The sequence below is a fragment of the Bradyrhizobium sp. USDA 4452 genome (genome assembly GCF_054063575.1).
Window position 1 is genome coordinate 2,643,949 of sequence record NZ_JBSSGK010000001.1, and the last position, 26,775, is coordinate 2,670,723.

Genomic DNA, 26,775 nt, shown 5'->3' on the forward strand with positions numbered 1-26,775 from the left:
GCGGGCGTGCGATCGGGCCTAAGCTGTCCGAACAGTTTGAATTTGTTTTCATGTCGATGTTTTGCAGAGGGAGGAATTGCGATGCTCAAGGATCTGGCACGGCGCGACTTTCTGAAGGGCTCCGCGGCACTCGCCGGCGCCGCGGCTGCGGGCGCATTCTCCTGTGTCGAGATCGCGAGTGCGGCGCCGATCCAGGTGCCGACCGTCGATAAGCTCTCGATCCGCGTGCTGGTCGATTCCAGCTACGACCTGTTCTTCAAGCCGAAGCAGTCCGGCGGCGTCACGATCGCGCCGCCGCCGCGTGCCGCCGACTACCAGAAGTCGCTGCATAACGAATGGGGCCTGTCGCTGTGGCTGGAGTCGGAGGCCAAGGGCAGCCAGCGCACGCTGATGCTCGACTACGGCTACACGCCGGACGTGCTGCTCAACAACATGGCGCTGGTCGGCGTCGATCCGGCGAAGATCGACGCGCTGATCGTGAGCCACGGGCATTACGACCATTTCGGCGGCCTCAACGGCTTCCTCGACAAATTCCGCGACAAGCTGCCGGCCGACGTCAAGCTCTATGCCGGCGGCGAAGACAACTTCTGCCACCGCGTCAGCGCGACGCCGACCAAGGGCCAGTTCACCGATTTCGGCACGCTGGACCGGCGCCAGCTCGCGTCGCAACGCATCACCACCGTGCTGTGCGAGACCCCGACCGTGATCGCCGGCCACGCCTTCACGACCGGCAAGATCACCCGCCGCAGCATCGAGCGCGTGTTGCCCAATACCTGGGTCGAGTTCAGCATGAAGGACGGGCTCGGCTGCAACGCCGGCCACTATCTGCCGGCCGAGATGGAAGGCAAGATCGTGCCCGACGAGCACATCCACGAACACGCGACCTGCTTCAACGTGCGCGACTTCGGCCTCGTCGTGATCTCGTCCTGCGGCCATGTCGGCATCGTCAATTCGGTGAAGCAGGCGCAGGAGGTCTCCGGCATCCAGAAAGTGCACGCGATCGTCGGCGGCTTCCACCTCGGGCCGGCCCCAAGGGACTACCTCACCGAGGTGGTCGCCGAGATCAAGAAGCTCGAGCCTGACGTGGTGGTCCCGATGCATTGCTCCGGGCTCAACTTCGTGCAGGAGGCGACCGCGCAGATGGGCGACAAGGTGCTGGTCACGACAACCGGCAGCCGCCTCTCCCTCGGCATATGATCCCGCCGATCCTGCGCGGCATCGTGTACGCCGGCGCCGGCCTGTGGCTGGCGCTGGCGTCCGCGCTGGCCGGCGATGCGCCACGGCAATCGACGCGTTCGGCCGCCGAGATCATGGACATCCTGATGTGGAACAGGGAGCCGGTCGGCGGCCCGTTCGCACTGACCGATCAGGCCGGTCATGAACGCACCGACAGCGAGTTCCACGGCCGGCTGGTGCTGGTCTATTTCGGCTTCACCTATTGCCCCGACGTCTGCCCGACCGATCTGCAGGCGATCGGCCTTGCGCTCGACAAGCTCGGCCCCGACGGCGATCAGGTGCAGCCGATCTTCATCACGGTCGATCCCGCGCGCGACACGGCGGCGCATCTTGCGGAGTACGTGCCGCTGTTTCACCCGCGGCTGATCGGGCTGACCGGCAGCGATGATGCGATCCGCAATGTCGCCGATGCCTACAGGGTCTACTATGCCCGGGTGCCGCTGAAGGATGCCGGCGATTACACCGTCGACCACACCGCCTACATCTACCTGATGGACCGCGACGGCAATTATCTCGGCTTCTTTCCGCCGGGCACGTCGGCCGACCGCATGGTGGAGATCATCCGGCCGCGGCTCGCCGCGCCCGCGCATTGAACCGGCGGTGATGATGGGCTCGCCGCCTTAATGCATCCGCCCATGCGCGCGCAAGAATGTCTCGCCGCGCTCCGTCACCATCACCCGCATGCCCTCGACCGAGGGACGGCGCGCGACATAGCCGCGGTCGACCGCGTCCTCCCAGATCGTCAGCCGCGGGCATGAGGTGCGCCAGACCTCGAGCACCTCGGCATAGGGCCGCGGCTCGCGCGCAACCCATTCCACGAGATCGAGCACCAGCGCGTCCGTGGTCTCAGTCATTTGGTCCTCGCCGGGTCAGCAGGGATTCATCGTCTGCGGTATTTCTGCGCCGCTTGGCCCCTGCCGGCAAACTGAGTTATCTTGCCCTTGCATCAGTTTTCCTGAGGGTTCATGCGGCGGCTGCTCTTTCTCAACGGCATCAAGGCATTCGAGGCCGCGGCGCGGACCGGCAGCTTCGCGGCCGCGGGCAGCGAGCTCAACGTCTCGGCCGCCGCGATCAGCCGGATGGTGCATCTGCTGGAAGAGCGGCTCGGCGTCGCGCTGTTCGAGCGCAAGGCAAACCGCCTCGTCACCACGCCGGCCGGCCGCGCCTATCAGGGCGGGCTGACGCCGATCTTCGACGCGCTGGCGAGTCTCACCGCACAGGTGACGGCGTCCGCGAGCGCACGCGTGCTGACCGTCGGCGTCGGACCGACGTTTGCGCTGAAATGGATGATCCCGCACCTCGCCGAGTTCCGCAAGGCGGAGCCGGACATCGAGGTGCGGATCACGACCGGCGGCATGGCGGTGCCGTTCGCCGACGACTGGAGCTGCGGCATCCAGCTCGGCGACGGCCAGTGGCCGGGCCTGGTCGCCGAGCCGCTGTTCGCCGCCGACCTGATGCCGGTGTGCACCGCGCGGCTCGCCAACGCCTTGAAGCGCCCGGCCGACCTGAAGGGGCCGAGCCTGATCCGCGTCGCGCATTCGCCCGACGATTGGCCGTCCTGGCTGAAGGCTGCGGGCGTGCCGCGCCTGACGGCGCGCGGGCCGGAATTCCAGTTCTACGGCCAGGCGCTGCAGGCAGCCAGCGACGGGCTCGGGATCGCGATGGGCATCCGGCCCTATATCGACGACGATCTCGCCGCCGGCCGGCTGGTGGCGCCGTTCGCGCTCAGCGTGCCGAAGGGGATGCGCTGGTATCTGGTCTATCGCGGCTTCCACGCCGAGCAGCGCGATTTCGCCGCGTTCCGGCGCTGGATCATCCGCGCCGCCGCGGAGCCGGCCGCGCGCCGCAAGGAAGCGCGCAATGCGTGAGGAGACCATCGACACGCTGGTGATCGGCGGCGGCCAGGCCGGGCTTACCATGAGCCATCGGCTGAAGCAGCGCGGCATCGCCCATCTGGTGCTGGAGCGGCGGCGGATCGCCGAGCGCTGGCGCAGCGAACGCTGGGACGGCCTGATGTTCCAGTTTCCGAACTGGTCGGTGCGGCTGCCGGAGTTTGCGTATCCGCACAGCGATCCCGACGGCTTCTCGGACACCGCGTCCATCATCGCCTTCATCGAGGATTACGCCGCCTTCGTCGCGCCGCCGATCCGCTGCGGTGTCGAGGTGACGAAGCTGCGCCGCGACGCCGGCGGCTTCCTTGCCGAGACCGCCAGCGGCAACATCGCCGCCCGCAACGTCGTCATCGCCACCGGCCCGTATCAGCGGCCGCTGCGGCCCGACGTGCTGCGCGAGCAGCCCGGCCTGTTTCAGGTCCGTGCCAGCGGCTACAAGAATCCCGCGCAATTGCCTGACGGCGCGGTGCTGGTGATCGGCGCCGGCGCCTCGGGCGCGCAGATCACCGATGAACTGGTGCGCGCCGGACGCCATGTCTTCCTCTCGGTCGGACGTCACAACCGCCTGCCGCGCCGCTATCGCGGCCGCGACCTGTTGTGGTGGCTGGCCGAGATGGGCATCGACGAGACGCCGGTCGAGCAGCGCGGCCCATCACGCCTGCTGCCGGTGATTACGGGCGCCCATGGCGGCCACACCATCGATTTCCGCCGCTTTGCCGCCGACGGCGTGACGCTGCTCGGCCGCGTCACGGCGGCGCGCGACGGCGTGCTCGCCATCGCGCCCGATCTCGCCACCAACATCGCCAATGGCGATGCCTACTACGCGACCTTCCTCGGGATCGTCGACGACTTCATCGCAGCTCGCGGCCTGGATTATCCCGACGATCCCTTGGCGCGCGTCCGCCTGCCCGATCCGCCGTGCCTCACTGCGCCGCTGCGCACCATCGACCTCGGCACTGAGCAGATCAGCAGCGTGATCTGGGCCACCGGCTACGGCCTCGATCTCAACTGGATCGACATACCGGTGCTGGACGGCAATGGAGCACCACGACACCGCCACGGCGTCTCGGAGGAGCCGGGCCTGTATTTTCTCGGCCTGCAATGGCTGTCGAAGATGAAATCCTCGTTCCTGTCGGGCGTTGGCGACGACGCGGCCGTGCTCGCCGATCACATCGCGGCCCGCGCCTGATTGGCGCGTTGGTGCGGTTTGGCTGAAGACCATGCCAAAGCAAAAAGCTGGAACTGCTTTGCCCGTCGGAAATAAACCGCGCGATTTGTGATCTGGTTCACATAGGGCGCCTTGCGCCCGTGCTTCCTATGAGAAGGGCATCCCGAGGTCGCGATGATTTACAGCGGTTTTGAGATCAAATCGTTCGAGGTGGGGAAGGGGCAATGGCACGCCAGGATTCAACGGGTCGATCAAAGGCCGGTCGTCATCGATGGCATGCCGTTTCCGATGCTCGACATCGGCTTTGCGTGGTCCGATCCGGATGCGGCGATCGACGACGCGAAGCGGACTATCGACCGGTTCCCACAACGGTATGGCATGACAATGCCGTCGGAGTGACCGGCAATGTCGTGGTCGCAATCGCCCCGGAATGCAAGCCGGATCCGGTCTGGCCGGCGCAGGTCAGAACCAGCTGCCCGGAATGCGCCGCCCGGCTCTCGCTGCTGCGCGTGATTCCCGGCCGCGCCGCCGAATACTGGACCATGCGCTGCGACGGCTGCGGCGCGATTCATCTCGACATCGTCGACCTGCCGCGCGCCTGAGGCGCCGGAACGCGCCGCCTGCTGACAGCCTGCTGTCAGCAGCCTCGCCTGCGCGCCAATCCCACCGTCGATTGCCCTTTTCTCGCTGCCGGACTCGTCCCATATTCCGGCCATGGCGAAAGCACCGAACACTCCGAAAAAGCCCGGCAAATCCCCCAAATCCAAGGCACACCGGCCCGAAGTCCAACCGATCGGACCGGCACTGGCCGAGCTGCTCAATCCCGCGATCAATCGCGGCGATGCCGGCATGGGTTCGGGCACCGGCCTGCAGCCGCCGCCGGACAATTCCTGGGATCGCCGCGCCGGCGGCGAGGCCGCGGCGCATCGCGCGCGGGCGTCGACGCCTAAGAACTTCCCCCAGAGTTCCGCCGATCCCTATCCGATGCCGTTGCGACAAAATCCGCAACCGCCGGGCGCGCGAACCAGACCCGAGGGGCTCGATGAAGCCCCGCAGGCCAATTACGGCACCTCGGCCACGATCCCGACGCTCGATCCGGAACTGGCGCGGCAGCTCGGCTTGCCGACCGCCGAGGACGATGACGAGGCGCTGGCCCGTCCGCCGCGCAGCAAGATGGAGGCGCTCGGGGTCAAGGCGACCGCCGACGCGCTGGAGAACCTGATCCGCGACGGCCGCCCCGAGTTCCGCAAGGACGACGGCTCGATGCGGGTGTGGACCCCGCACCGGCCGCCGCGCCCGGAGAAATCCGAAGGCGGCGTGCGCTTCGAGATCAAATCGTCCTACGAGCCGAAGGGCGATCAGCCGACTGCGATCGCCGAACTGGTCGAAGGCATCGGCCGCAACGACCGCACCCAGGTGCTGCTCGGCGTCACCGGCTCGGGCAAGACCTACACCATGGCCAAGGTGATCGAGGCAACGCAGCGCCCGGCGCTGATCCTGGCGCCGAACAAGACGCTGGCCGCGCAGCTCTATGGCGAGTTCAAGAGCTTCTTCCCCGACAACGCGGTCGAGTATTTCGTCAGCTATTACGACTACTACCAGCCCGAGGCCTATGTGCCGCGGACCGACACCTATATCGAGAAGGATTCCTCGATCAACGAGCAGATCGACCGCATGCGCCACTCGGCGACGCGCGCGCTGCTCGAACGCGACGACGTCATCATCGTCGCGTCGGTGTCCTGCATCTACGGTATCGGCTCGGTCGAGACCTATACCGCGATGACCTTCGCGCTCAAGAAGGGCGAGCGCATCGACCAGCGGCAGCTGATCGCAGACCTGGTCGCGCTGCAATACAAGCGCACCCAGGCCGATTTCACCCGCGGCACCTTCCGCGTCCGAGGCGATGTGATCGACATCTTCCCGGCGCACTATGAGGACCGCGCCTGGCGCGTGAACCTGTTCGGCGACACCATCGAGACCATCGAGGAATTCGATCCGCTCACCGGCCACAAGCAGGACGAGCTCGAGTTCATCAAGATGTACGCCAATTCGCACTATGTGACGCCGCGCCCGACCCTGGTGCAGGCAATCAAGTCGATCAAGTCGGAATTGAAGGCGCGGCTCGACCAGCTCAACGACCAGGGCCGCCTCCTGGAGGCGCAGCGGCTCGAGCAGCGCACCACCTTCGACCTCGAGATGATGGAAGCGACCGGAAGCTGCGCCGGCATCGAGAACTATTCGCGCTACCTCACCGGCCGCCGCCCCGGCGAGCCGCCGCCGACGCTGTTCGAATACGTCCCCGACAACGCGCTGATCTTTGCCGACGAGAGCCACGTCACCATCCCGCAGATCGGCGCCATGTTCCGCGGCGACTTCCGCCGCAAGGCGACGCTCGCCGAATACGGCTTCCGCCTGCCCTCCTGCATGGACAACCGCCCGCTCCGCTTCGAGGAATGGGACATGATGCGGCCGCAGACCGTCGCAGTGTCGGCAACGCCGAGTGGCTGGGAGCTGAACGAAAGCGGCGGCGTGTTCGTCGAGCAGGTGATCCGCCCGACCGGGCTCATTGATCCCCCCGTCGACATCCGCCCGGCGCGCACCCAGGTCGACGACCTCGTCGGCGAGGTCCGTGCGACGGCGGCGGCGGGCTATCGCTCGCTGATCACGGTTCTCACAAAGCGCATGGCGGAGGACCTCACCGAATATCTGCATGAGCAGGGCATCCGCGTCCGCTACATGCACTCAGACATTGACACCATCGAGCGCATCGAGATCATCAGGGATCTCCGCCTCGGCGCGTTCGACGCGCTGGTCGGCATCAACCTGCTGCGCGAAGGCCTCGACATTCCCGAATGCGCGCTGGTCGCGATCCTGGACGCCGACAAGGAAGGTTTTCTGCGCAGCGAGACCTCGTTGATCCAGACCATCGGCCGTGCCGCGCGCAACGTCGACGGCAAGGTGATCCTCTATGCCGACCAGATGACCGGCTCGATGGAGCGCGCCATCGCCGAAACCAACCGCCGCCGCGAGAAGCAGGTCGAGTACAACGAGGCCAACGGCATCACGCCGGAGAGCGTCAAGAAGTCGATCGGCGACATCCTCAACTCGGTCTATGAGCGCGACCACGTGCTGGTCGAGATCGGCGACGGCGGCATGGCCGACGACGTGATCTCGATCGGGCACAATTTCGAGGCCGTTCTCAGCGACCTCGAAACCCGGATGCGCGAGGCCGCCGCCGACCTGAACTTCGAGGAAGCCGCGCGGCTGCGCGACGAGGTCAAGCGGCTGCGCGCCACCGAGATGGCCGTGGTCGACGACCCCACCGCCAAGCAGCGCAACGTCCAGAAGCAGGCCGGCGCCTATGCCGGCACCCGGAAATACGGCGACGCCGCCAACCTGCCGGTCAGTGCGCTGAAGAACAAGTCGGCGCAGACCTCGCTCAAGGCGAGCCGCGGCGGCAAGTCCGGCTCGCGGGTGCACAAGCCCGACCTCGACGAGATGCACGGCCCGGAATCGCTGCCCTTCCGCCCGAGCGGCGCGCTTCCCGCAAAGCCGTTCGGCACCACGAGCCGCATCATCCAGCCGACCGACTCCCGGCAGTCGGGCCCGGAGTTCGGGCCGTCGCCGCGGTCTAGCGGAGGAACGCCGGGCAAGCGCGGCGGGTGGAAGAAGCGGTAACGAGAAATTCTTGCTCTAAAGCTTCTCGTACTTCTCGCGGATGTCAGTGCATTTCTTCACGTTCTTAAACAGAGGCGCGAGATATGCGTCTGCATAATCCTTGTCGATAATCTGACCAACCCCGGATAGCACGTGCGAGACAGCGTCATCCAGAACACCTTCCGAGATTGCCTCACCAGCATCGAGATCTGCACTCTTCCCAATCCGGCGCAGAATGCAGTGCAGCGTGAATCGATTGCCGTGAACAACAAGCCCTCGCTGAGTTGGAAGCGACGGATCTGCCTTCGCCTTTATCGACTTGTCGATCCTTCGCGCCAACTGGACAAGACTCCAAAGACGTCGTGACGATGTAGAAGGATTGAAAAGAGCTTTATACGGCGTCGTCGTTATGTCGGCATAAAGGCCGCCAACATATCCTTTTGACAGAGCCACAAACGACATTTCATTGCTAGCGCAGGCCAGAGTCGTCACGGCCTCGATAAATTCAAACCCGTCAACGGTGGACTCGAGCGGCTCTCCTTCTCGATACTCATAGATAATTTTCTCGATCAAAAGTTCGGTCCGAATTCTCTCCTGTTCAGGATCGAGCGCCACAAAGTTGCGCGCATCAATCTTGTTCTGAGTATTTGAGGCTCGGGTGATTTGCTTTCCGAGCAATGATTCCGGATCGCTAACTTCGATAACGCGCGCCTGAAGGAACGACACGCTCTCATCGCCAGTCAGAAAGCGGCCAATCGTACCCACCGTTTGGGCGCCATTGACAATGGTCACACCAGTGCAATCAAAAATACCGACGGATCTATCATTGCCGCCAATGGCCTGCCTCTTGAAGCCGTTGGCAATGATCGTAATTCCGTTATTGTAATACCAAAAGTGCTGAGGATCAGACGCAAGCGTATTTCCAATCGCCGTGTTTATCTGTGGATGAGGACGAGGAAGACGAAGATTGATTGTCACCTGATTCCTCGGTCAACTTGCGTTCAATCATCGGTGTTTGTAGTTGGAATTCTGTGCGACCCGCAGCACAACTGTCTCACCCCGCACTCACCACCGCAACCGCCAACAGCGACAGCATGATCATCGTGGTCACGAGTTGCAGCGAGACGTTGGGCTGGGTCCGCCACCTCGCGATCTTTTCGGAGAACGACAGGCCCGCGTTGAAGAACATCGGCGCATAGGCGTTCCCAAACCGCCTTGGGAATTTGGCGGCAAGTTTTGGCATGATCGCAGCGTAGATCAGCGAGGCAAGCACGACGAAGATCGCGGCGCCATAGCGTTCGCCGACGATCTCGCGCGCGCCAAGAATCTTCAGCACCAGCACGGCGGCGGCGAAGGTCGGCAGGCCCTGCAGGATGGCGGTGAGCGCGAAGCCTTCGAGCCGGTTTAGCGCGGATGATTTAGGTGCGGCGATGGCGTTCATGGCGGTCTTTCCCTCGTCAGGCGATCGGGTGATCCGATGCCGCCACGCTAGCCGCGCGCGCCGGGCCGCGGCGTGATGCGCGTCACGCCCGGCACGCGATCGCCGGGTGCGACAAATCACCCCGACGGGCAAATTTTCGCTTCGCGTTTGACCCAACTCAGATGTTCAATATGCATGTCTCACCCGATCGAGGGGCGCTGCGCATCGTCAGGAGTGTTGCGGTGAGATGCGGTGGACGCCGATTGCGCAACTGACGAGTGCGCGATCAGGCGACGGCGAAATCGTGCAGGCCTGACACCCTAGTGGCAGGTGTCTTTCCCATTGCGCATTGCGCGTGCGGAGACGGTGACAACAAAGCCAAGTCTCGCCGGGGTGAGCACGTATAAGCCGCACAACCATCGCGCAGGGAAGGCCGGGTTGTTTCCGGTTACACCTGTGGTCCTACCCCCGAGCTTTCTATCCATTGCTCGGGGCCCATGGGTGCGATCGGCACCCGGTCTTCCCTGCGCCCTCTGCCTGATGAGAGGGCAAGCGAAATGCAAAGCTCGGGCGATTCATGTCGCGAGAACGAGTGCGCACATCCTCATCGCTGTTTGACAGGTGAATCGGATTCCCCTCGTCGTCCCGGTGAAGGCCGGGACCCATTACCCCGGACGCGCATTGTCGCGCGACGCTGGGGCCACGATCCCGTTTACAATCGAAAGCGATGGTTATGGGTCCTGGCTTTCTCCAGGACGACGCGCCCGGGGATATGGCACCGCCTTGCCCTACCCCGACCGCTTGTTGCTGGTGTTCTGGATCAGATTGCCGTGCGCGGCCTGCTCGCGGATATTGTGCTTCTCGTCGTCGCGATGGCCCTTGGTCGTATCGAGGGGAACGCCGGGGGTGCTGCCGGGGCCCTTGTGGCTCTTGTTGTCTTCGGGAACGGGCTGGATGGTCTTGTTCGAAGGTTTCGTCATCATCGTCTCCGTTACGCAAGCGGACAACGCCGCCCAAGCGGACGGCGTTCCGGCAACGAGACATTACAACCGATCAAGCCTTACAGCTTCTCCTGCTGCGACGGTTGCGCCTGTTGCTGCTGGCGCTGCTGCTCCTTTGCCTGCTCCTTGGCGTGATGGCGGCCGTAGAGGCAGCCGGCGGCGGCGCCGAGCACGCCGTGATGGCCGGCATAATGACCGGCGACGCCGCCGACCACAGCGCCCTTGATGCAGCCCTTGGCGTCGGCGGGCGAGGTGGCGGCAATCGCACTGATGGCAATGACGGACGCGAGAAGAATCGATTTCATGATGCGGCTCCAATGGAATTCTCAGGCATTAACGGCCAAGCCACCCTGCCGGTTCCCGTCGCTTTGCCGCAGAAATTCGCTGCGCGCCTGTTACGATCATGCTCTAAATGCCGCCGCATTGCGGACAGCGTCTTGAAGATCATGCGGACATCACACATTGCTCTCCTCCCGGCCTTCATCGCGGCCTTTCTCGCGCCGGCGCTCGGCGCGGCGATGCTGGTCATACCGAGCCCGGCCCGCGCGGCCGACAACGACCGCGCGCTGCTCGCGACATTCTGCGCCACTGCCAACATCAAGGGATCGACCTGCACGCGGGCGAAATCCTATCCCGACGGCCGTGCCTGCGACGTCAAGCTGACCCAGGAGCGCTATGTCGGCCGCTTCCTCGCCGCTGGCAACGCGCTGCTCGCCGTCAATTATGAAAGCGAATGCGAGCCGCACGCGACCGATTTCGGCGGTGTCGCGCTGTTCGAGCAGAACGGCACGGCCACTCGCTTCATCCGCTTCCTGCCCGGCGCGCAGGGCCACGACTGCATCGTCCTGCCCAAGGACGAGCGGCAGGACCTGCTGATCTGCGCAGTCGGTCACATGGGCCAGGGCATCGTCGAGAGCGCGGTGGCGAGGATGGAGTTTTCCAGAAAGTCCGGCCGGCGGATCGAGATCGCGCCCGACTTCCTGCTCAGGGCCGAGGATGCGGTCAGCGCCTACGGCTCCAATGTCGTGATGTGCAACGAGGGCCCGAAATATTTCAGCCTCTCCCACCTCGCCCCGGGGCCGCGGCGCAACACGGTGGCGGTCGACGTCGACCTCGCCGACGACGAGACCATCCGCACCGCCTGCGGCGAAGGCTTTCCGAAGCCGAAGGAGCTTTACCACGACCTTGCGCCCGGCGAGGCCTTCGTGCCGCCGGGCTCGGAGAAGACGAAGCGGTTCACGATCGATCTTCTGACCGGCAAGGCCGCGCCGGCGGATTAGCGCACCGTGACAGAGCTACGGCGTAGCCCCGGAGCGAAGCGCTGGCAATATTTCTGAATAATCGAAAACATCACCGAGTTGCCCGACATGTCGAGTGGTCGGGTCGAATGCCGGCAGCCGCCGGCTACTATGCATGGGGTTGCTTTCGATATTTCGGTCGTGCGCCCTGCGACGGCAGGCCATCGTTCGTGTTGGCCGGGCTCATCCAGGACGGAAGATCGCCGCAATACACGCTGCGGTTGCCAAACCTAATTGCGTCTCGTACGTCAAAACATATGTTTGAGAGTGGAACGCTTCGGTTCACAATGCGGGCCAAGGCAAGTCAAAGGCCAGTCAAAGGCGAGGCGGACTGAACCGGCGGAGCAGATCATGGGCGAGGATTTGAACCGGCAGCGCGTCTTGAACTTCCTCGACGTCTACTATGCCGGCGGCATCGAGGGCGCGCTGGACCGCTGCAGCGACGACGTCGCATTTCTGGCCAACGCGCCGATCGACATTCTTCCGCATATGGGCCAGCACCGCGGCAAGGGCGCGCTGCGCCAGATGTGGACCACGATCCACGAGCGCTATTCCGACATGCGCTACGAGGCGCCAATGGTTGTGGCCGAAGGCGACAAGGTCGCGGCCCAGCTGCGGGTGTTCTTCCGCAAGCGCAACAACGCCCGCGTCGTGCAGTTCGACGTTGCGGTGTTCTACACGCTGCGCGACGGCAAGATCACCGAGATCCGCGAGATCATCGACACATTCGACCTCGTCCAGCAGGTGCTGGAGCGCGACGTCGCGGCGACGCTGATCGGGCCAAGCGCGGGCTAGCTCCCGGGAAATCTGGCAAAGCATGCGGGCGCCCCCGCCCCGCAAATTCGTCCCCGCCAGCGTTGAACCTCGCAGGCCCGGCGCTGACCTATCACTGGGCTTGTTGCGGTCGGGGCTGAAATCAGCATGAAAGTCGCATTGCTCGCTGTGCTTGGCCTTGCACTGGGCGTCCTTGGCGGCGCCGCTCTCGGCATCGGAGCCGGGCTCACCTGGATCGGACTCGCCAAAACCTCGGGTCTCGACAGCGGAACGCTGGTGTTTTTCACCTTCATGCCGCTCGGCGCCGCGATCGGCGGCATCGGCGGCGCGCTGCTGTTCGCGGTGGTGGCGATCCGCGACGCCGAGATCGTGATCGAGCAGCAGCCGCTGCGGCAACGCGACCGCTGAATTGCGGTGACAAGCGGGCGGGCGGTCACATTCCGGTCAAGTGCGGCGCAATTGTGCATTGCAAAAAAGTCATTTGCGTTTTGGCCATTCCGCCCTATTTGAGGCGGCAATAGTGACGTGCAGCAACCTGGCAGGGCGTCGGCGCTGACCGCCCGCCATCCGTTTGCTTTGACGATCCAGTTTCAGGACGAGACCAAAATGACAGAGCATAGCCTCTGGCGTTTTTCGCGTGCATTGCATCGCGCGATCAACGAACGCCAGCTTGCAGACATCGAGCCGTTGCTCGATGACGAGATCGAATGGGCCATCTATGGGCCGATCGACCTGTTTTCCTTCTTCGGCTCGCGCCGCGGCAAGGCCGCCGTGCTCGAGGTGATCAGGCAGATCGGCGAGAACCTCAGGGTTCACCGCTTCGATCGGGAGTCGATCATGCTGGGCGCGGATTCCGCAGCCTCGATGCTGCGCTATTCGCTGACGGCATTGGATTCCAACAAGCCGATCTCGCTCAGGATCGCGCATTTCGCGCAATTCAAGTTCGGCAAGCTCACCAGCTTCCGCGTGCTGGTCGACAGTTTCGACCTGGTCGAGCAGACGGTCGGTTACCCGATCCACCTGCCGCGCATCGCGGTCTGACAGTCCGAACGATTTCACGCCTTCGTCATGTCCGGGCTCGAGCGCGAAGCGCGTCTTCGCGTGTTCGGCGCTCCGGCGGGACGCGGCCGGTTTCACCAGCCCCGAACCGGCCGCGCGGGGGCCTTGCGTACGCGCACGCTTGTCCCGGACATGACGATCACGCGTTGATCATTTGCCTTTGCGGCGCCATTGCCACATTCTTGCACCACGGCAAATGCATGCTGCCGTTCTGGAATTTGCGGGCTGGGAATGACTTCCACATTGCGATTTGGCTGGGCAAGGCTGCCGGTGCTGGCGGCCGGCTTCAGCATGGCGATAGCGTCTTCGGCCACGGCGCAGACCTCACCATGGCCAGTCGCTCCCGCTGCGCAAGAGGTCGCGAAAGGCAGCCCCGCTGACGACGCCGAGGCTACCGCCGATGAGGCGCCGCCGGCAGCCGATGCCAATGACGCCGACATCCTGAAGGACATAGACCAGAGCAAGCTCGACTGGAGCCAGCTCGACACCGACTCCACCAGCCTGCCCACGCTGGCGCCGAAAAGTGCAGCCAAACGCAGCAGCGTCGCCGGCAACGATCCGTCCTGGTCGACCAACAACAATGCCAACGGCTCGTCGGCGGTGTCGGTCAAGCAATCGATCTCGCCGTTGCTCGACACCCGCATCGGCGCCGACATGACGGTCGCCAAACAGGGCACGATGACGACGTCGGAGCAATTGTCGGAGCGGCTCGCCAATGGCGGCAGCCTGCCGCAATCCGGCGGCTCGGCCTGGGCGTCGATCTCGGCCGGCGGCGTGGCTTCGATCTGGGACAAGACCTCGGTCGAGGCGCGGGTCGATCCGGGCGCCGACCAGAGCAAGATCGGCACCTCGCTCAGCAAATCGGTGCCGCTGTCGGAGCAGTATTCACTGACGCTGCAGAGCGGCTACAATTTGATCCAGCAGGGGGTGGTCCCGGTGCCCGGCGTCGACGGCCATCCGTCGCGCAGCTACGACACCGATCAGTCGGCACGCCTGTCCGTTACCGACACCGGCACCAGCATCACCGCCGGCCAGACGCTGTCGACGGCCGAGGACAGGTGGCTGCGCCGGGTCGGCGCCGAGCAGAAGCTGTTCGACGGCGTCACCGTCTCCGGATCGGTCGGCGAGACCGCCCAGGGCACGATCAACAAGAGCATCGGCGCCGGCTTCAAGCGCTCATGGTGAACGATCTGTTAGCCCTGTCGCGCTAATGATCAGGCATTGCCCCAACTTGGCCCAGATGCGGTCAAATTCGGCGGCACTGATAGGTCCGTAACTTCATCAATTCGTCGTGCGGGGGACAAGCCGCGCTTCGCTATTGCGAACCAGGGGAAAGCCGATGAACGCCACCAACCGTACCGAGGAAGCCGAAGTCGAAACGACTTCCGAGGTCGATTCCAACCTTGCTGCGGTCTCGGAAGTCGAAGCCGGCATCCGCGACTTCGTGCGCAACGACATCGCTTATCTGCGCCGGCCGGTGGCGAGCCCGGAGACCGCGCCGACCGACACCAATACCGATGCCACCGTCAGCAACGTCAACTCGCTGATCCAGCGCGTCGCCGGCACCTCGCTCGCCGAGATCGAGAAGCTGATCGGCGAGCTCGAGAGCCTGCGTGACCTGCTGCATGCCGAGGGCCAGCGCGTCCAGCGCGAGATCTCCGGCTATGCCCAGCTCAGCCAGGCCGCGATGAAGTCGACGCGGATGATTGCCGACAACGTCTCGCAGTGGAAGCGTGCCGCCGACGGCCTGCGCAACAGCTGATCCCGATCAGTTTTCGGGACTGATGGCCGCCGCCTCCCGAACAAGGGGCGGCGGCCTTGTTTTGCGCGGGCCGATTCGGCGCAGAACGATTCATTATTCAGCACGGCGTAAACTGTGCGGCATCGATTCTTGCAGAAGCCGATTTGAACTTGAGATGGCGAGCCCGCGTCCGATCCGGAATTTGCATCCGGACCGCGACGTGGCGGCATTCATTTGGAGAGAATTCATGCAGAGCGTCCGGCCGGAGAACGCCGATCCGATACCGCTGCGTCAGCCGCAGCAGGGCATCGGCACCATGATGATCCGGTTCATAGGCATATTGGCCACCGCGACCATCGTGCTGGTGCTGATCTGGAATCGTTAAGAATACTTGAAGGAAGTGTGACGCAGCCTGCCGACGGGTCACATTGAAGAGCGCGAATGCGCTGCCGGGCGCTCCGGAGAGCGCCGACGGTTACAGATAGTCGATCAGCGATCGATGCTCGCCGTGGTCTCGAAGGAATAATTGCCGTCGGCAAAGCCCTTCACGACCATTCCGGTGGCCAGCATCACGACAACCGTGACCGTCGCGAAGATGATTCCGACGAGTTTCAGCGCGCTACGATCTGCCATGGTATCCCCAGTAGTGCTTGCCCAGATGTCCGTGCCCGCAAACCATAGGCAGGGACAAAGGTTCAAAATGCGTTAGCAAAAAATCAGTTCCACGCAACGCACAACTACGTCGGCAGCAGAACTAGCTGCCGACCATGGCGTCCGTGCAACATCAGGGGCGCTGGAGCAACATCAGGAACCGGGATTCCGGCGCGGCACGAACGCGGTCGCGAGGAACGAGAACACCACCTCATCGCGCTGATTGACGCCGGTATTGCGGGCTTGAATGATGCCCCATTCCGGCCGCTTCTCGGACGTGCGCTTGGTCTCGACCTGGTTGGTGAAGCTGATGGTGTCGCCGGCCAGCACCGGGCGGATCCAGCGCAGCTCGCGGAAACCCGGCGAGGGTCCCCAGACCGCAACCGTCTCGCCGCGCGCGGCGGCTTCGGCGGCGAGCCGCTTGCCGTCGGCGACGAGCAGCTTCATGCAGACGCTGGCGACGTGCCAACCCGACGCGGCGAGCCCGCCGAACAGCGACTTGCGCCCCTCCTCCTCGTCGAGATGGAAGCGCTGAGGATCGAACTGGGCGGCAAACCGCTTGATGTCCTCGGCGGTAAAGGTGAATGAGCCGAACGCGCGCTGGGCGCCGATCTCCATATCTTCAAAAAAGCGCATGATGTCTCCTATGCGCTCAAACCATCACGGCGGCTGATCATGATCGGCGCCTCCATCTCGCAGAGCATCTCGCCGCGTGCGTTGCGGATCGTGCTCTTGAAGGTGACGATGCCGGTCTCGGGGCGGCTCTTCGAGACGCGCGCCTCGACGACATCGACATCCAGCGTCAAATCGTCGCCCGGGCGCAGCGGCGCCACCCAGCGCATCTCGTTGACCCCGGGCGCCCCCAACGAGGCGGTGCGGCCGATGAAACCGTCGAACATCATCCGCATCATCAGCGAGCCGAGATGCCAGCCCGAGCCCGACAGGCCGCGGAGCATGGATTTCTTCGCCGCCTCCTCGTCGAGGTGCATCGGCTGCGGGTCGAATTCGGCGGCAAAGGCCAGGATTTCCTCGCGCGAAACATGGCGCGGGCCGAACGTGCCGAAACGGCCGGGCTTGAAGTCTTCGAAGGTCAGCGTGGTCATTGAGTGAGGATATGATGGAGGGGAGCCCGATTGTGGCCGTTATTTGCAGCAATCACAACCAGCCCACTCGCATAGCTCGCCCTGGACTGCCGGCGCCCGGTCCGGGGCTTGGCTTTGGCGAGACTGATCGGGCTTCTGCGGTATCGACCCCCTTGGGTGCGGCGGCGCTTTGGTGCCGCCCCGAACCATTGGCCCGGCGAGACACGCCTCGTTCTGACGGACGCCTGCTGCGCGGCCCGCGACGAAGTGATCACGCCGGAGGTGACGCAGTAGGATGCACGCGACGCGAATCATATTTCGGCTGGCCGGGAGAACCATGATGTTCGATTTCCAGGATCTGTTTCAGTGGGACCGCTTCATCACGCCCACGATCATCAAGACGTTCTACTGGCTGGTGATCGCGGTCATCGTGCTGTTCGGGATCTCCGGCATCCTGTGGAGCCTCACCGCGATGGCGATCAGCCCGTTCGTCGGCTTCATCCAGCTGCTCGCCTCGATCGCCAGCGTGTTCGTCGGCATCGTGTTCTCGCGCATCGCCGCCGAGTTCATCCTGATCGTATTCCGGATCAACGAGCATCTCGGCGCGATCCGCGATCGCGACGGAAGCATGCACTAGAGCATGATCCGGAAAAGTGCGAAGCGGTTTTCCGAAAAGATCATGCTCAAACAAAGAGCTAAAGCGCGATGACAATTCAGCCCAATCTCGTCGCGCTTGAGGCCTTCGGCCTCCCGCCGGACGCGGCCTGCCGCCCCGGCTGTGGTTAATCCGAAGTAGCACCCGCGCGAAAATGCCAGCGAAATTCCGGGCGGGATCTTAAAGCCGCTCGCGTATCAACCTCCGCATTGCGCTTAAGACCAACGCGGGGGCGTCGTGAATTCCAGGAATGGTTTTATTGCCGTGAGGCCGGCTGCCGAGCCGGCCTTCACGACCGAGGATATTTTGTGGGCTGTCGGCATCTGGTCGGTGATCCTGACCCTGGCGCCGGTGATCGCATTCTATCTGCTGATGGTGGCGTAACGCCATCCATCGCGGAAGTACGAGCTCAGGCCGAGGCAATTCGAGATTGCCTCGTTACCTCAGCACACAAAAAACGCGCGAGTGCCGCGCGTTCTTTCCAGTTCGAACCAGAGCGGCGTTGTTACGCCGCCTGCTTGTGCATCGCGCCGGATGCCGACGCCGTGCCGCGGATCGCCTTGATCGAGCGCTCGATCGCGGCCCACAGCCGATTGATCTCTGCGGCAGCGCGGCCTTCCGCATAGTATTCGCGGGCGCCTTCACCCTGGCCGAGCGCCATCAGAAGGTCGGCGCGGTTGGTGATCTGGCCGCTCCACACCGGTGCGCGGAATTTCGCCAGCGCCTCACGGGCGATCGCGACGATGCGGCTTTCGGCGCCGTCGCGCTGCGCGGGCGCACCGTTGATCACGACGGCATAGGGCTTGCGCATCGAGCGGCAGGTCTGGATGGTTTCCTGCACCGCGTTGACGTCGAACACACCGGGCCGCGCCGGAATGATCACCATCGTCGCATTCTTGATGGAGTCGTCGACCACGGCCGACAGATTCGGCGGCGTGTCGATGAACACCCATTCGATGCCGTCGCGCTTGGCCTGGGCAATGATCCCGCTGACCGAGTTGACTGCCGTCTTGATCGCCGGCTCGTTGGTGCCGCGCAATTTATGCCAGAGCGTCAGCGAGCCCTGCGGATCGGCATCGATCAGCAGACAGGGCTTCGTTGCCTTGTGCACTTGCGCGGCGAGGTGAGCAGCCAGGGTACTTTTTCCCGAGCCCCCCTTACGCGAAGCGAAAACAATCACGTTCATACGTTGGCCTCCAGATTGACCCCAGGAGGCGAAAATGAATCAGCATGCTGATTCGCGAAAGAAGAAACTTCTTGCAATCCGCAAAGCGGCCAAGATTACCGGTGCATTCTGCTTTTTGAGTCACACTATACTTATGACGCAACCGCAAATGGAAGCGCTAAGCGTTTGATATGACTCACCCCTAGCGTTTTTCGGCAGTCTTGGCGCGCTGGCGCGCGATCCACTTGCGCTCGATCCAGCCGAGCAATTGCGCGGTCGGTTTCTGCAAGAGCGGCACATCCTGCGCGAACAAAAGGAGTCCGAGCGGCAGCATCCAGAGTCCGAGCACCGGCAGGAAGCTGAAGATGCCGCCGATGATCAGGAGGATCGCGAGCGGATTCCGCACATAGCGCGACGACGGCTTGCGCAGCCACGCGACGAAGCGTGCCGGCTTTTCCGGAAGCCTGGCTTCGAACCAGGCGAAGTGCCGATCGATCTCTTGCTTGTAGTACTGGCTCACGTGCCTCTCTCCATCCGATCCGCAAGCGGGAACGGATTTGGCAAACAACACATGCCCCAGAGATGATGCTGCGTGACAGCGTCACAAGGCGTCAGTCTGTCGCGCATCGCGGTCTTGAAATCGCAGCCAGGAATCCAGCGCGCGCCTTCGCGCCAAGGTTCGCATCGCGACAACGTACCGGACTTGCGGCTCTTGCGTGCGCGCGATGGGAACCAGCTCGTTGGTGGACGTCAGTGGGAGGACTTCTTCGCCTTGTGCGATTTGTGGACCTTCCGCTTCGCAGCGACCGGCGGCCGCTCCTCGCGCTCGCTCGCCTCGCGCGGCTCGGGACCTCCGCGGAAGAACGCGCGGCAGGCCGGCGACAGCTGCGCCTTGTTCCTGATCATGCAGGCCGTGATGCGATCGACGTCGGGAATCTCGGGCCCACAAAGCCGGAACGCATCCGGCGTACACGCCTGCTGCTGGTCGGGCGTGTAGGCCTCGCTTCGGTCCGGTAGCAACAAAGCTGCAAGGGCGATCGAGAGCATCAACGCAAACGAAAATCTCCTTGAACTGGCGATCCCCATGCATCCCCCCAAAGGTGTCACTAGGCGTCGTTAAGGCGTCGTTAAGGCGTCGTTTCGCGGAGTGTGGGTGAAGGCACGCGGAAGTGCAAGCGGGCGAGATGCCACGCCACGGGCGATGAGCAGACGGCGAGCGATCCTGCGATATCGCAGCGGCTGACCTTGTGGATGGTACAGTTGGGTGGGCTCGAACCACCGACCTCCTGTTCCACAGACAAAACAAAGGCTTCGCCGGTATTACGATATTCCCGCCGTTTGTACGAAAATCTCATTATTATCAATATGTAAGCCCGCCGCGCCTCGCCTTATCTGCGCTCCAATTGGCGCGATGGTGGTAGCTACGTGGTAGCTACAGAGGCGACCGATGGCGGTCTCGAGTATAACGATTCGCGCAGTACAAGCGCTCAAGCCAGGCGAAGCTATTTGGGACGCGGACCACCGCCAAGCGGTGCGAGGCTTTGGCGTTCGGCGTCAGCGTGACCAGGCGACCTACGTCCTCAAGTACCGAGTGTTCGGCCGACAGCGCTTCATCACGATCGGTCCTCACGGCGCCCCCTGGACACCCGAGCTCGCACGCAAGGAGGCCAAGCGGCTTTTGGGCCTGGTTGCCGATGGCAAAGATCCGGCGGGCGAGAAAGCCAAAGCCCGCATGCAGGCGGCCGACACCCTTCGGGTGATCGCAAATCAATATCTCCGGTACGCCAAACAAAGGCTGAGGCCCGGGACCTATTCGGGAATGGAACGGTACCTGTTGGTCAGTTGGAAACCTTTGCATCCTGTCTCGGTCTTCCAAATCGCGCGGCGTCATATCTCGGCTCGTATCGCTGACATCGCATCACGTCACGGACAGGTCTCAGCAGCCCGCGCCCGTACCGCCCTGTCCTCAATGTTCAACTGGGCCATTCGCGAGGGACTCGACATTCCCGCGAACCCGGTTCTCGGCACCAATCGACCCGCGCAGCCGGGAAGTCGCGAACGGGTCCTCACAGAGACGGAGCTATCAGCCGTCTGGGGGGCCTGCGGTGATGACGATTACGGACGCATCGTACGTTTGTTGCTGCTCACGGCCCAACGCCGTAATGAAGTGGGCAACATGCAATGGGCCGAACTTAATACGGGTTCGGGGCAGTGGACGCTGCCGGCTGCCCGGACCAAGAATCATCGCGAACACTTGCTACCGTTGGTTCCAGCCGCCTTGGCCCTGCTCCCGTCGCGCCAAAAAGGCCGAGACTTTCTCTTTGGTGAGGGACCGCGACGCAGCGGCGACCCGCATCGTGGGTTCTCCGGCTGGTCAAAGTCGAAGGCGGCGCTTGATGCGCGCGTTGCGGACGCCCTGGGTGGATCCCCACCCCATTGGACCGTTCATGATCTTCGCCGATCGGCATCCACGGTGATGGCCGACCGGCTTGGCGTGTTGCCCCACATAGTGGAGGCGATCCTAAACCACGTCAGCGGCCACCGGGCTGGCGTAGCTGGTGTATATAACCGAGCGCGGTACGTGGCCGAGATGCGCGAGGCACTCGAGCGTTGGGCGGAATACGTTACGGCCTTGCCAGCCCAAAAGCTGGAAAAGGTCGCATCGTGATAGTGGACTCCGCCCCTTCTCGAACTGGAGTCCTCACGGGGTGTCGCTCCGGGTCGAACGTGCTCATTGGATTTATCATGCGGCCTTAAGTTTGCTTTGCCGGTGAGCGTCAATCGCACGGTTGGCGAGCATGAGTTGACGCCGCTCCCCCGGCGAGGGCCATTTTGCCTATCGTCCCGATGAGGAATTGGCTGATGACGCCTTCCGCGGCTTCGGCTCATTCGGACGCATCAAAGCTCCGTTGATGGAGGGCATCTTCGCTTGAGCTAACGGATCTGCTGCCATCTTTTCTTGCTTGGGCGTGGAGGCCCTTGCACTGTGTATCGCTGGTGTCCTGTGCGAACGTGATCCATCGCTTTTGCCCGTATTCCAAGAAAGTGCGGGGACGCTTCATCGCATCCTAATGCAACGTCCTCCAATCCCAATTGACAACAGTGGCTCGCGAATTACCGATGGCTCGGGCACCGATCACCGGCGATCGCTCGGGCAGAGAGAATTTGGTTTGCTTGACTACCATCTCGACCAGACCAACTGATGAGATTCTAAGCGTCAGAGCGATGCTTCACGGCGTGACAGGGACGCAAGCTCGGTTTGATCGGGAACAAACTTGAATCTAGTTGCTCGCCATCCTCGTGGCGACGGCAAATGCCTCGTCCTATTTGTACGCCACAGCCACCCAGCCGCTACATCTGCCAGAATCTCCTTTTTGCTCGAAAAGTTTCGACCTTAATGTTTCTGACCGATCATGGTCGGGAAACAGGCATGGGCGGCGAGGGCGAAAAGAACCGGATTGAGGCCTTTGGCTCGCAAGTCTGCGGGAATAGCGGGCGCGCCACAAAGCGCTACCGGAAGAACCGTGGCGTGCCGCCGCCCGCGGCTTTCGATATCGAAACGCTGCCGGGAAGCTCAAATTTGACGGCATTGGAGGCGGCCGCGGTCATCCGGCGCACGCCCGGCGCTCTGGAGCAGTGGCGACGCAATCCAAACCACCCACTGAAATGGCGCCACGTCGACGGGCGCCCGCTCTATCGAGTAGACGCGGTGCGCAACTATTTGGCCGGAGGCGACAAAACCGCTAAGCCATCTCAGCCGCATAGTGCTCCCGGAGACGGCCGAGCAACTCGGCCTTGATCGGATCGAGCGGGTTCGTTCTTTGCAGGCGCACCACCTTGCCACTCCGTATCGCACCGACCAGCTCCGCGATGTAATCATGCGCCGCTTCGAACGCCATCTTGCGGATGATCCACTGTTCGTCGTGATTGTAGACCTGATCAATTCCGCCTGGCTTTTGCCCGACACACAGCCGCTGGATCTCATTGTCGTAGCCGCAGCGGGACATGATAGTACGCAGACTGCGCCTCAAATCATGCATGGTGAACTTGTCAACACCCGCTTCCTTAATCAAACGATTGACCATCTTGGTGAAGCCCGACATCTGGCCGCCGGTCTTCGGTGACGGGAAGACATAGTCTGAAGTCGCCCGCTGGAAATGTTTCGCGGCAGTGAGCACCTCATCAACGAGATGAGTACGCGGTACATCGTGGTATAGGCCCATCTTGGTCCATGCCGCATCGAAGGTGATGCGGTCCTCCATGACGTGCTTCGACCACTCGATCATGGTTGGCTCGCTCCGGCGCGGACCACCGAGCAAGCACGTCCTTGCCAGAAGCCCAAAGGTCCCTAGCTTGCCGGATGCCTGCCAGACCTTGATGATTTCTTCGTCAGTTAAGGCGCGGCCCTTCGTTCGGCGTCCGACCCTTTGCGCACGGGTTTCCTTGGGCTCGCGATAACCTGCAAGCACATTGTGGTCGACATAGCCCTCGCTAACGCACCATTCGAGGAACGTGTGGGTGTGCTTGCGCAGGTCCTTGGCTGCGCCACGCTTACCGGTCTTGGTAACCCTGTCGACCGCTGCCATGATTTGCCGGCGCGTCAGGTCTCCGACGCCACTATCTGCGTGCTCCTTGAGCCCGCGCCGCAACGCGGACATTGCCGGCTTCCAGTTGACGACCTGGCGTCCGGTCAACGACGTCTCGTAGGGACCACCTTCAACGATGAGGTCAGCAAGCATGGTGCGCAGCTTTTCGGCGGACTGTTGCCGCCTCGCCTCGCGTTTAGCATCGTTCGGGTCCACGCCTTTGAACACCTCACCAGCGGCGATAGTGGCGGCCTTGCGGGCGGCCTTCTCATTATACTTGGGCCACGGGCCGAGGGTCTTGCGCTGGGTTCCCCTCACTCCTGGCTTGGAGAAGAGATAAACCCACGTTCGACCGCCAGTGGCACGCATGCGCAAGGCGAGGCCGGGCAGCTTGTCGTCGTGGAGATAATGCTGCGCCTTGCCTGGCGGCAACGTGGCGTTGCGGATTACGGCGTCGGTGAGTGTCAGTTGCTCCGGCATGGTCCTGCGCTCCCTGTCGCGGTGTGCCCCGCAGACGCCCGGATCATCCAAGCGACGGGAAAGTGGTCATTGACCTTCCTTCGCTTTTCGCGTCTCGGGGCGCACCCAGCGTGGAAGGACGGCCTCTCAAAGAACACAAGGGCACAGACCTTCCCCGATTTGTGTGCCCCAAGGGAAAAACTGCGGTGGGCACAACGGGGGCACACAAAATGCAGTATGGCCGCTTATGGCCCATTGGGGTCAAAACGAACATAAGCCGATGTAATAGAATGAATTATTTCGACAACACTATGGCTGCGTGCGGTCTGCCTGGATCTACGGATTGTGGTTCACACGGGAGAGGTCCAAGGTTCGATCCCTTGTGCGTCCACCATGCCCTTCGGCCCCCCGAGCGCGGACGATTGTCGACATTCTGGTGGCCATCGTGACCGCCTGATCGAAAATGTCGAAAGCAACCCCATGCACAGTAGCCGACGCCGCGGCGGCCCCGGCCAATCCAGCTCATTGCCGACGGCGGTGCGGGGCGGATGACGGCCTGGCGTTACGCCGGCCAAGCTCGCCGAGCAGGTCGCGAACCGCGCCGTCGAGCTCGTCAGGCGGCAGGGTGGCTTGGTCGGCGCCTTGCGCGCCGGCCGGCCGATACCAGCCGCGGGCGGAGATGTCGTCATTCGCGGCGCGAACCTTCGGCGGGTGCACCTGCGGAGCAGACCGCCGTCTGCGGCGCGAGATCAGTTCGCGCACGCCGTACCCCGATACGAACCCGATCCCGGTGACCAGCACGACAATCAAGAATTCCAGCATCGTGTCGTCCCACCATCACCCTGCTGCAACGCAATAAGCGCGACAATGCGGCGGCGGCTTGACCGGGCCGGTTCCTTTTCACTGTGCCGAGCACAATGCTGACCCTCGGAGTCCTACGGGGTTTTGTTTGCAGGCCTCCTCGGCTACCGTCCCGGAACTCGCGGAGGCCGGGACGTCTCGATGCGCAAGGGCAACGACTACATTCTGAAGCTGCGGCCTTGGTCATTGTCGACGTTCGTCGTCGCCCTGCTGGCCGTGGTGCTCGCCACCGCGACGCAGGAGATGTTCGCAAGCTTCGGCATGCAGCTCCATTTCGCGGCCTTCGTGCCAGCGATCCTGATCGCTGGGCTGCTGGGCGGCGCGCCGGCTGGGGCTTTTGCCACCATCATCACGGTGCCGCTGGTGTGGTGGGTGTTCATGCCCCCCTATTTCGAGTTCGCCTGGCCGACGGCCGACGATTATGACAGCATCGCGACGTTCCTGCTGTCGAGCTCGCTGTTGCTCGGTTTCTCGCAGCTCTACCGGGAAGCGCTGATCATTTTGCGGAAATAGCCGACCGGGCGCAGGCCACGACCGCGCGCCGGCGTCTATCAGCCGGTCGCCTGGGCGGATCGTTCGCCCTCAGATCCCGAACATCCAGACCGCGACGATGGCGGCCAGTGTCGCCAGCCCGCTGATGGTCCAGCCCACCGTGTAGAAGGTATCCTCGGGGGCGGTGTCGAGCACCGTATTGGTGGTTTCCGTCACTGATCGCCAACGCATGGCGCCTCTCCTCGGAACTCCTGCCCAGCGATATAACGCGGCGCGCGGTTCCCGGTTCCGTCCATCTCGCGCCGGCGGCACCGTTCACGGGCAGCTCACGGACTGCTGATCGACGCTGCGGAACCTGCGACATTCTGTCCCGTTGAGGGGCGCCGGAAACCAACTTGGGAGAACCATCCGATGCGAACACTGATCCTCGCCGCCACGGCGCTTGCCTTCGTCTCGTCCACAGCGCTCGCGCAGGACAAGGCCGCGAGCCCGGCCCCCGCAGCGCAAAGCGGCGACACGGCGACCAAGGGCGAGGCGACCAAGATGGCGCCGAAGAAGAAAGCCAAGAAGAAGTCGAGCGCCAAGGGAGCGGCAAAGGGCGGCGCCGCCGCGACCGGCGACGATGCGGCCAAGCAATAAACAGAAACAAACGCGATAGCCGATCGCGAATCTGGCGATCACGGAAAAGGCCGCCCGAAGGCGGCCTTTTTTGTTGCTGTCTCGGTGCGGATGCCGCCTCGCCCATCGCATCGCGTCGCGATCACATGCGCCGGCCGCTTGGGGCAGTGATTGTCGGGGCCGCGAGAACTGAATTCAAGTGCGGGAGAGGGAGCGAAAGAGGCGCAGAGCCGATAATCCGCACCGCCATCGGATCGTTCTGAAAATTGACCACCAGCTCCAGAAATTGCTCCACCTCCCGCACGTTCTGTTTTGACGCGCGTGCAGCAGCAACGCATGATCCAAACGGGCTATCACTGCGATGCGTTGAACGATTCATCGACAGGCCTAATGCTGGGCGCCGTCGTCGCGCCCGCCTTCGAGCCCGCTCTCGCGTATCCGCGCCGCAAACCAGCGCGACGTGGCGCTGTCGACGGCGCCGCCGGCATAGATCTCGGAAAAGCTCACGCCGTGCCGTCCGACGATCACCAGAATGCCCATCGCATAGGCAAACCACACATTCGGATCGGTCAGCGCCTGCAGCTTGCGTTGATCGTGGTCGAGCGGCTGGTGATTGCTGTCCTTGCGCAGCTCGATGGCCAGCAGATTGTTCGGGATGTCGCGCTGGTGCACGACGATATCGGGATAGATCGACTTGCCGAGATGGTCGTCGGTCGAACTCCCCGAGCCGCGCGGCAGCCGCAGCGTGCGCTCGCCGAGCCGGTCGTAGTTGCAATCGACCTGCCAGCCGGGAAACTGCCGCTCGACATGGACCGCAAGCCGGTGGGTGAGCGTTCGCTCGCCGAGATCGCGCTCCAGCAGGAAGGTCTCCTGCGCGTAGAATTCCGCGACCGCGGCGATCAGCTTGTTCAGCTCGGTCTGCATTGTCGCCTCCGACTGGACTGGACCACCGCCGCGGCC

The 26,775-nt window shown here is 63.3% G+C and carries 35 protein-coding genes; 19 read left to right on the top strand and 16 right to left on the bottom strand.

What is annotated here, in order from left to right:
• Positions 1–81: 81 nt before the first annotated feature.
• A complete protein-coding gene (locus tag ACVISU_RS12635; protein ID WP_456707154.1) occupies positions 82–1,197 on the top strand; it encodes an MBL fold metallo-hydrolase in 1,116 nt (371 codons plus the stop codon).
• On the top strand, positions 1,194–1,829 hold the full coding sequence (locus ACVISU_RS12640; protein WP_456707155.1) for an SCO family protein: 636 nt from the start codon (positions 1,194–1,196) through the stop codon (positions 1,827–1,829). Before ACVISU_RS12635 ends, ACVISU_RS12640 begins: the two co-directional genes overlap by 4 nt.
• A 27-nt stretch (positions 1,830–1,856) precedes the next feature.
• Here the strand turns inward: ACVISU_RS12640 and ACVISU_RS12645 are convergent, their stop codons facing one another.
• Complete coding sequence (locus tag ACVISU_RS12645; RefSeq protein ID WP_456707156.1) at positions 1,857–2,090, bottom strand: hypothetical protein; 234 nt, start codon at positions 2,088–2,090, stop codon at positions 1,857–1,859.
• A 111-nt stretch (positions 2,091–2,201) separates the two neighbouring features.
• Here ACVISU_RS12645 and ACVISU_RS12650 point away from each other — a divergent pair, with 111 nt between their 5' ends.
• The 5 genes from ACVISU_RS12650 to uvrB all read left to right on the top strand — a co-directional run bounded on the left by ACVISU_RS12650 (position 2,202) and on the right by uvrB (position 7,974).
• Positions 2,202–3,104 carry a LysR substrate-binding domain-containing protein gene (locus ACVISU_RS12650; RefSeq protein ID WP_050404382.1) on the top strand — a complete coding sequence of 301 codons (903 nt, stop codon included), beginning with the start codon at positions 2,202–2,204 and terminating at the stop codon, positions 3,102–3,104.
• Positions 3,097–4,317 (top strand): NAD(P)-binding domain-containing protein, encoded by a 1,221-nt coding sequence (locus tag ACVISU_RS12655; RefSeq protein WP_456707157.1) that lies wholly within the window; start codon positions 3,097–3,099, stop codon positions 4,315–4,317. The genes ACVISU_RS12650 and ACVISU_RS12655 overlap by 8 nt, the downstream gene beginning before the upstream one ends.
• Before the next feature lie 153 nt (positions 4,318–4,470).
• Positions 4,471–4,695, top strand: a complete 225-nt coding sequence (locus ACVISU_RS12660) for a hypothetical protein (protein WP_050404380.1) — start codon at positions 4,471–4,473, stop codon at positions 4,693–4,695.
• Positions 4,692–4,898, top strand: a complete 207-nt coding sequence (locus tag ACVISU_RS12665) for a hypothetical protein (protein WP_430641577.1) — start codon at positions 4,692–4,694, stop codon at positions 4,896–4,898. Before ACVISU_RS12660 ends, ACVISU_RS12665 begins: the two co-directional genes overlap by 4 nt.
• A gap of 112 nt (positions 4,899–5,010) precedes the next feature.
• Complete coding sequence (uvrB, locus tag ACVISU_RS12670; RefSeq protein ID WP_456707158.1) at positions 5,011–7,974, top strand: excinuclease ABC subunit UvrB; 2,964 nt, start codon at positions 5,011–5,013, stop codon at positions 7,972–7,974.
• Between the two features lie 15 nt (positions 7,975–7,989).
• Here the strand turns inward: uvrB and ACVISU_RS12675 are convergent, their stop codons facing one another.
• The 4 genes from ACVISU_RS12675 to ACVISU_RS12690 all read right to left on the bottom strand — a co-directional run bounded on the left by ACVISU_RS12675 (position 7,990) and on the right by ACVISU_RS12690 (position 10,679).
• Positions 7,990–8,931, bottom strand: a complete 942-nt coding sequence (locus ACVISU_RS12675) for an AIPR family protein (RefSeq protein WP_456707159.1) — start codon at positions 8,929–8,931, stop codon at positions 7,990–7,992.
• Positions 8,932–9,007: 76 nt separating this feature from the next.
• Positions 9,008–9,394 carry a hypothetical protein gene (locus tag ACVISU_RS12680; protein WP_456707160.1) on the bottom strand — a complete coding sequence of 129 codons (387 nt, stop codon included), beginning with the start codon at positions 9,392–9,394 and terminating at the stop codon, positions 9,008–9,010.
• 767 nt (positions 9,395–10,161) lie between these two features.
• The gene (locus ACVISU_RS12685; RefSeq protein WP_244522109.1) at positions 10,162–10,353 is read right to left on the bottom strand and encodes a hypothetical protein; all 192 of its coding nucleotides are present in this window, start codon (positions 10,351–10,353) and stop codon (positions 10,162–10,164) included.
• 80 nt (positions 10,354–10,433) lie between these two features.
• Positions 10,434–10,679 (bottom strand): hypothetical protein, encoded by a 246-nt coding sequence (locus ACVISU_RS12690; RefSeq protein WP_050404375.1) that lies wholly within the window; start codon positions 10,677–10,679, stop codon positions 10,434–10,436.
• 141 nt (positions 10,680–10,820) lie between these two features.
• On the opposite strand from ACVISU_RS12690, the gene ACVISU_RS12695 reads away from it, so the two are divergent.
• From ACVISU_RS12695 to ACVISU_RS12710, 4 genes are all read left to right on the top strand, one after another.
• The gene (locus tag ACVISU_RS12695; RefSeq protein WP_456707161.1) at positions 10,821–11,654 is read left to right on the top strand and encodes a hypothetical protein; all 834 of its coding nucleotides are present in this window, start codon (positions 10,821–10,823) and stop codon (positions 11,652–11,654) included.
• A 369-nt stretch (positions 11,655–12,023) separates the two neighbouring features.
• Complete coding sequence (locus ACVISU_RS12700) at positions 12,024–12,467, top strand: nuclear transport factor 2 family protein (protein WP_050404374.1); 444 nt, start codon at positions 12,024–12,026, stop codon at positions 12,465–12,467.
• 126 nt (positions 12,468–12,593) lie between these two features.
• Entirely contained in the window at positions 12,594–12,854 is a 261-nt protein-coding gene (locus tag ACVISU_RS12705) for a hypothetical protein (protein WP_456707162.1), read from the top strand.
• 198 nt (positions 12,855–13,052) lie between these two features.
• Complete coding sequence (locus tag ACVISU_RS12710; RefSeq protein WP_050404372.1) at positions 13,053–13,487, top strand: nuclear transport factor 2 family protein; 435 nt, start codon at positions 13,053–13,055, stop codon at positions 13,485–13,487.
• A 92-nt stretch (positions 13,488–13,579) separates the two neighbouring features.
• Here the strand turns inward: ACVISU_RS12710 and ACVISU_RS12715 are convergent, their stop codons facing one another.
• Positions 13,580–13,798 carry a hypothetical protein gene (locus ACVISU_RS12715; protein WP_456711004.1) on the bottom strand — a complete coding sequence of 73 codons (219 nt, stop codon included), beginning with the start codon at positions 13,796–13,798 and terminating at the stop codon, positions 13,580–13,582.
• Here ACVISU_RS12715 and ACVISU_RS12720 point away from each other — a divergent pair.
• The 3 genes from ACVISU_RS12720 (at position 13,737) to ACVISU_RS12730 (ending at position 15,631) form a co-directional block, all read left to right on the top strand.
• Positions 13,737–14,690 (top strand): hypothetical protein, encoded by a 954-nt coding sequence (locus ACVISU_RS12720; RefSeq protein WP_456707163.1) that lies wholly within the window; start codon positions 13,737–13,739, stop codon positions 14,688–14,690. The two genes, ACVISU_RS12715 and ACVISU_RS12720, sit on opposite strands and share 62 nt — an antisense overlap.
• 154 nt (positions 14,691–14,844) lie before the next feature.
• Positions 14,845–15,267, top strand: coding sequence for a hypothetical protein (locus tag ACVISU_RS12725; protein ID WP_097673101.1), 423 nt, complete (start codon positions 14,845–14,847; stop codon positions 15,265–15,267).
• 226 nt (positions 15,268–15,493) lie between these two features.
• Positions 15,494–15,631, top strand: a complete 138-nt coding sequence (locus ACVISU_RS12730; RefSeq protein WP_456707164.1) for a hypothetical protein — start codon at positions 15,494–15,496, stop codon at positions 15,629–15,631.
• A gap of 104 nt (positions 15,632–15,735) precedes the next feature.
• Here ACVISU_RS12730 and ACVISU_RS12735 read toward each other — a convergent pair whose 3' ends face one another.
• The 3 genes from ACVISU_RS12735 to ACVISU_RS12745 all read right to left on the bottom strand — a co-directional run bounded on the left by ACVISU_RS12735 (position 15,736) and on the right by ACVISU_RS12745 (position 17,000).
• Positions 15,736–15,879: a hypothetical protein gene (locus tag ACVISU_RS12735; protein ID WP_016841369.1), complete on the bottom strand. Its 144-nt coding sequence runs from the start codon at positions 15,877–15,879 to the stop codon at positions 15,736–15,738.
• A gap of 171 nt (positions 15,880–16,050) precedes the next feature.
• A complete protein-coding gene (locus tag ACVISU_RS12740; protein WP_050404369.1) occupies positions 16,051–16,533 on the bottom strand; it encodes a MaoC family dehydratase in 483 nt (160 codons plus the stop codon).
• Between the two features lie 8 nt (positions 16,534–16,541).
• Positions 16,542–17,000, bottom strand: a complete 459-nt coding sequence (locus ACVISU_RS12745; protein WP_456707165.1) for a MaoC family dehydratase — start codon at positions 16,998–17,000, stop codon at positions 16,542–16,544.
• A 319-nt stretch (positions 17,001–17,319) separates the two neighbouring features.
• Here ACVISU_RS12745 and ACVISU_RS12750 point away from each other — a divergent pair, with 319 nt between their 5' ends.
• On the top strand, positions 17,320–17,616 hold the full coding sequence (locus ACVISU_RS12750) for a DUF4282 domain-containing protein (protein ID WP_050404422.1): 297 nt from the start codon (positions 17,320–17,322) through the stop codon (positions 17,614–17,616).
• 255 nt (positions 17,617–17,871) lie between these two features.
• Positions 17,872–18,018: a hypothetical protein gene (locus ACVISU_RS12755; RefSeq protein WP_172803621.1), complete on the top strand. Its 147-nt coding sequence runs from the start codon at positions 17,872–17,874 to the stop codon at positions 18,016–18,018.
• 121 nt (positions 18,019–18,139) lie between these two features.
• Here ACVISU_RS12755 and ACVISU_RS12760 read toward each other — a convergent pair whose 3' ends face one another.
• From ACVISU_RS12760 to ACVISU_RS12770, 3 genes are all read right to left on the bottom strand, one after another.
• Positions 18,140–18,820 carry a ParA family protein gene (locus tag ACVISU_RS12760; RefSeq protein ID WP_021081815.1) on the bottom strand — a complete coding sequence of 227 codons (681 nt, stop codon included), beginning with the start codon at positions 18,818–18,820 and terminating at the stop codon, positions 18,140–18,142.
• Between the two features lie 181 nt (positions 18,821–19,001).
• Positions 19,002–19,319 carry a hypothetical protein gene (locus ACVISU_RS12765; RefSeq protein WP_456707166.1) on the bottom strand — a complete coding sequence of 106 codons (318 nt, stop codon included), beginning with the start codon at positions 19,317–19,319 and terminating at the stop codon, positions 19,002–19,004.
• A 230-nt stretch (positions 19,320–19,549) separates the two neighbouring features.
• Entirely contained in the window at positions 19,550–19,846 is a 297-nt protein-coding gene (locus tag ACVISU_RS12770) for a hypothetical protein (protein WP_456707167.1), read from the bottom strand.
• Between the two features lie 400 nt (positions 19,847–20,246).
• Here ACVISU_RS12770 and ACVISU_RS12775 point away from each other — a divergent pair, with 400 nt between their 5' ends.
• Positions 20,247–21,467, top strand: coding sequence for a tyrosine-type recombinase/integrase (locus ACVISU_RS12775; RefSeq protein WP_456707168.1), 1,221 nt, complete (start codon positions 20,247–20,249; stop codon positions 21,465–21,467).
• Between the two features lie 1,075 nt (positions 21,468–22,542).
• Here ACVISU_RS12775 and ACVISU_RS12780 read toward each other — a convergent pair.
• Together ACVISU_RS12780 and ACVISU_RS12785 are read right to left on the bottom strand one after the other, a co-directional pair.
• Entirely contained in the window at positions 22,543–23,865 is a 1,323-nt protein-coding gene (locus ACVISU_RS12780; protein WP_456707169.1) for a tyrosine-type recombinase/integrase, read from the bottom strand.
• 501 nt (positions 23,866–24,366) lie between these two features.
• Complete coding sequence (locus ACVISU_RS12785; RefSeq protein ID WP_050404155.1) at positions 24,367–24,666, bottom strand: hypothetical protein; 300 nt, start codon at positions 24,664–24,666, stop codon at positions 24,367–24,369.
• Between the two features lie 180 nt (positions 24,667–24,846).
• Here ACVISU_RS12785 and ACVISU_RS12790 point away from each other — a divergent pair, with 180 nt between their 5' ends.
• Positions 24,847–25,218 (top strand): DUF4118 domain-containing protein, encoded by a 372-nt coding sequence (locus ACVISU_RS12790; protein ID WP_050404154.1) that lies wholly within the window; start codon positions 24,847–24,849, stop codon positions 25,216–25,218.
• Positions 25,219–25,287: 69 nt separating this feature from the next.
• Here ACVISU_RS12790 and ACVISU_RS12795 read toward each other — a convergent pair whose 3' ends face one another.
• Positions 25,288–25,428, bottom strand: a complete 141-nt coding sequence (locus ACVISU_RS12795; protein WP_157113342.1) for a hypothetical protein — start codon at positions 25,426–25,428, stop codon at positions 25,288–25,290.
• Positions 25,429–25,608: 180 nt separating this feature from the next.
• Between ACVISU_RS12795 and ACVISU_RS12800 the strand changes: the two genes are divergently transcribed.
• Positions 25,609–25,836 carry a hypothetical protein gene (locus ACVISU_RS12800; RefSeq protein ID WP_456707170.1) on the top strand — a complete coding sequence of 76 codons (228 nt, stop codon included), beginning with the start codon at positions 25,609–25,611 and terminating at the stop codon, positions 25,834–25,836.
• A 366-nt stretch (positions 25,837–26,202) separates the two neighbouring features.
• Here ACVISU_RS12800 and ACVISU_RS12805 read toward each other — a convergent pair whose 3' ends face one another.
• Positions 26,203–26,739: a hypothetical protein gene (locus ACVISU_RS12805; protein ID WP_456707171.1), complete on the bottom strand. Its 537-nt coding sequence runs from the start codon at positions 26,737–26,739 to the stop codon at positions 26,203–26,205.
• Between the last annotated feature and the right edge of the window lie 36 nt (positions 26,740–26,775).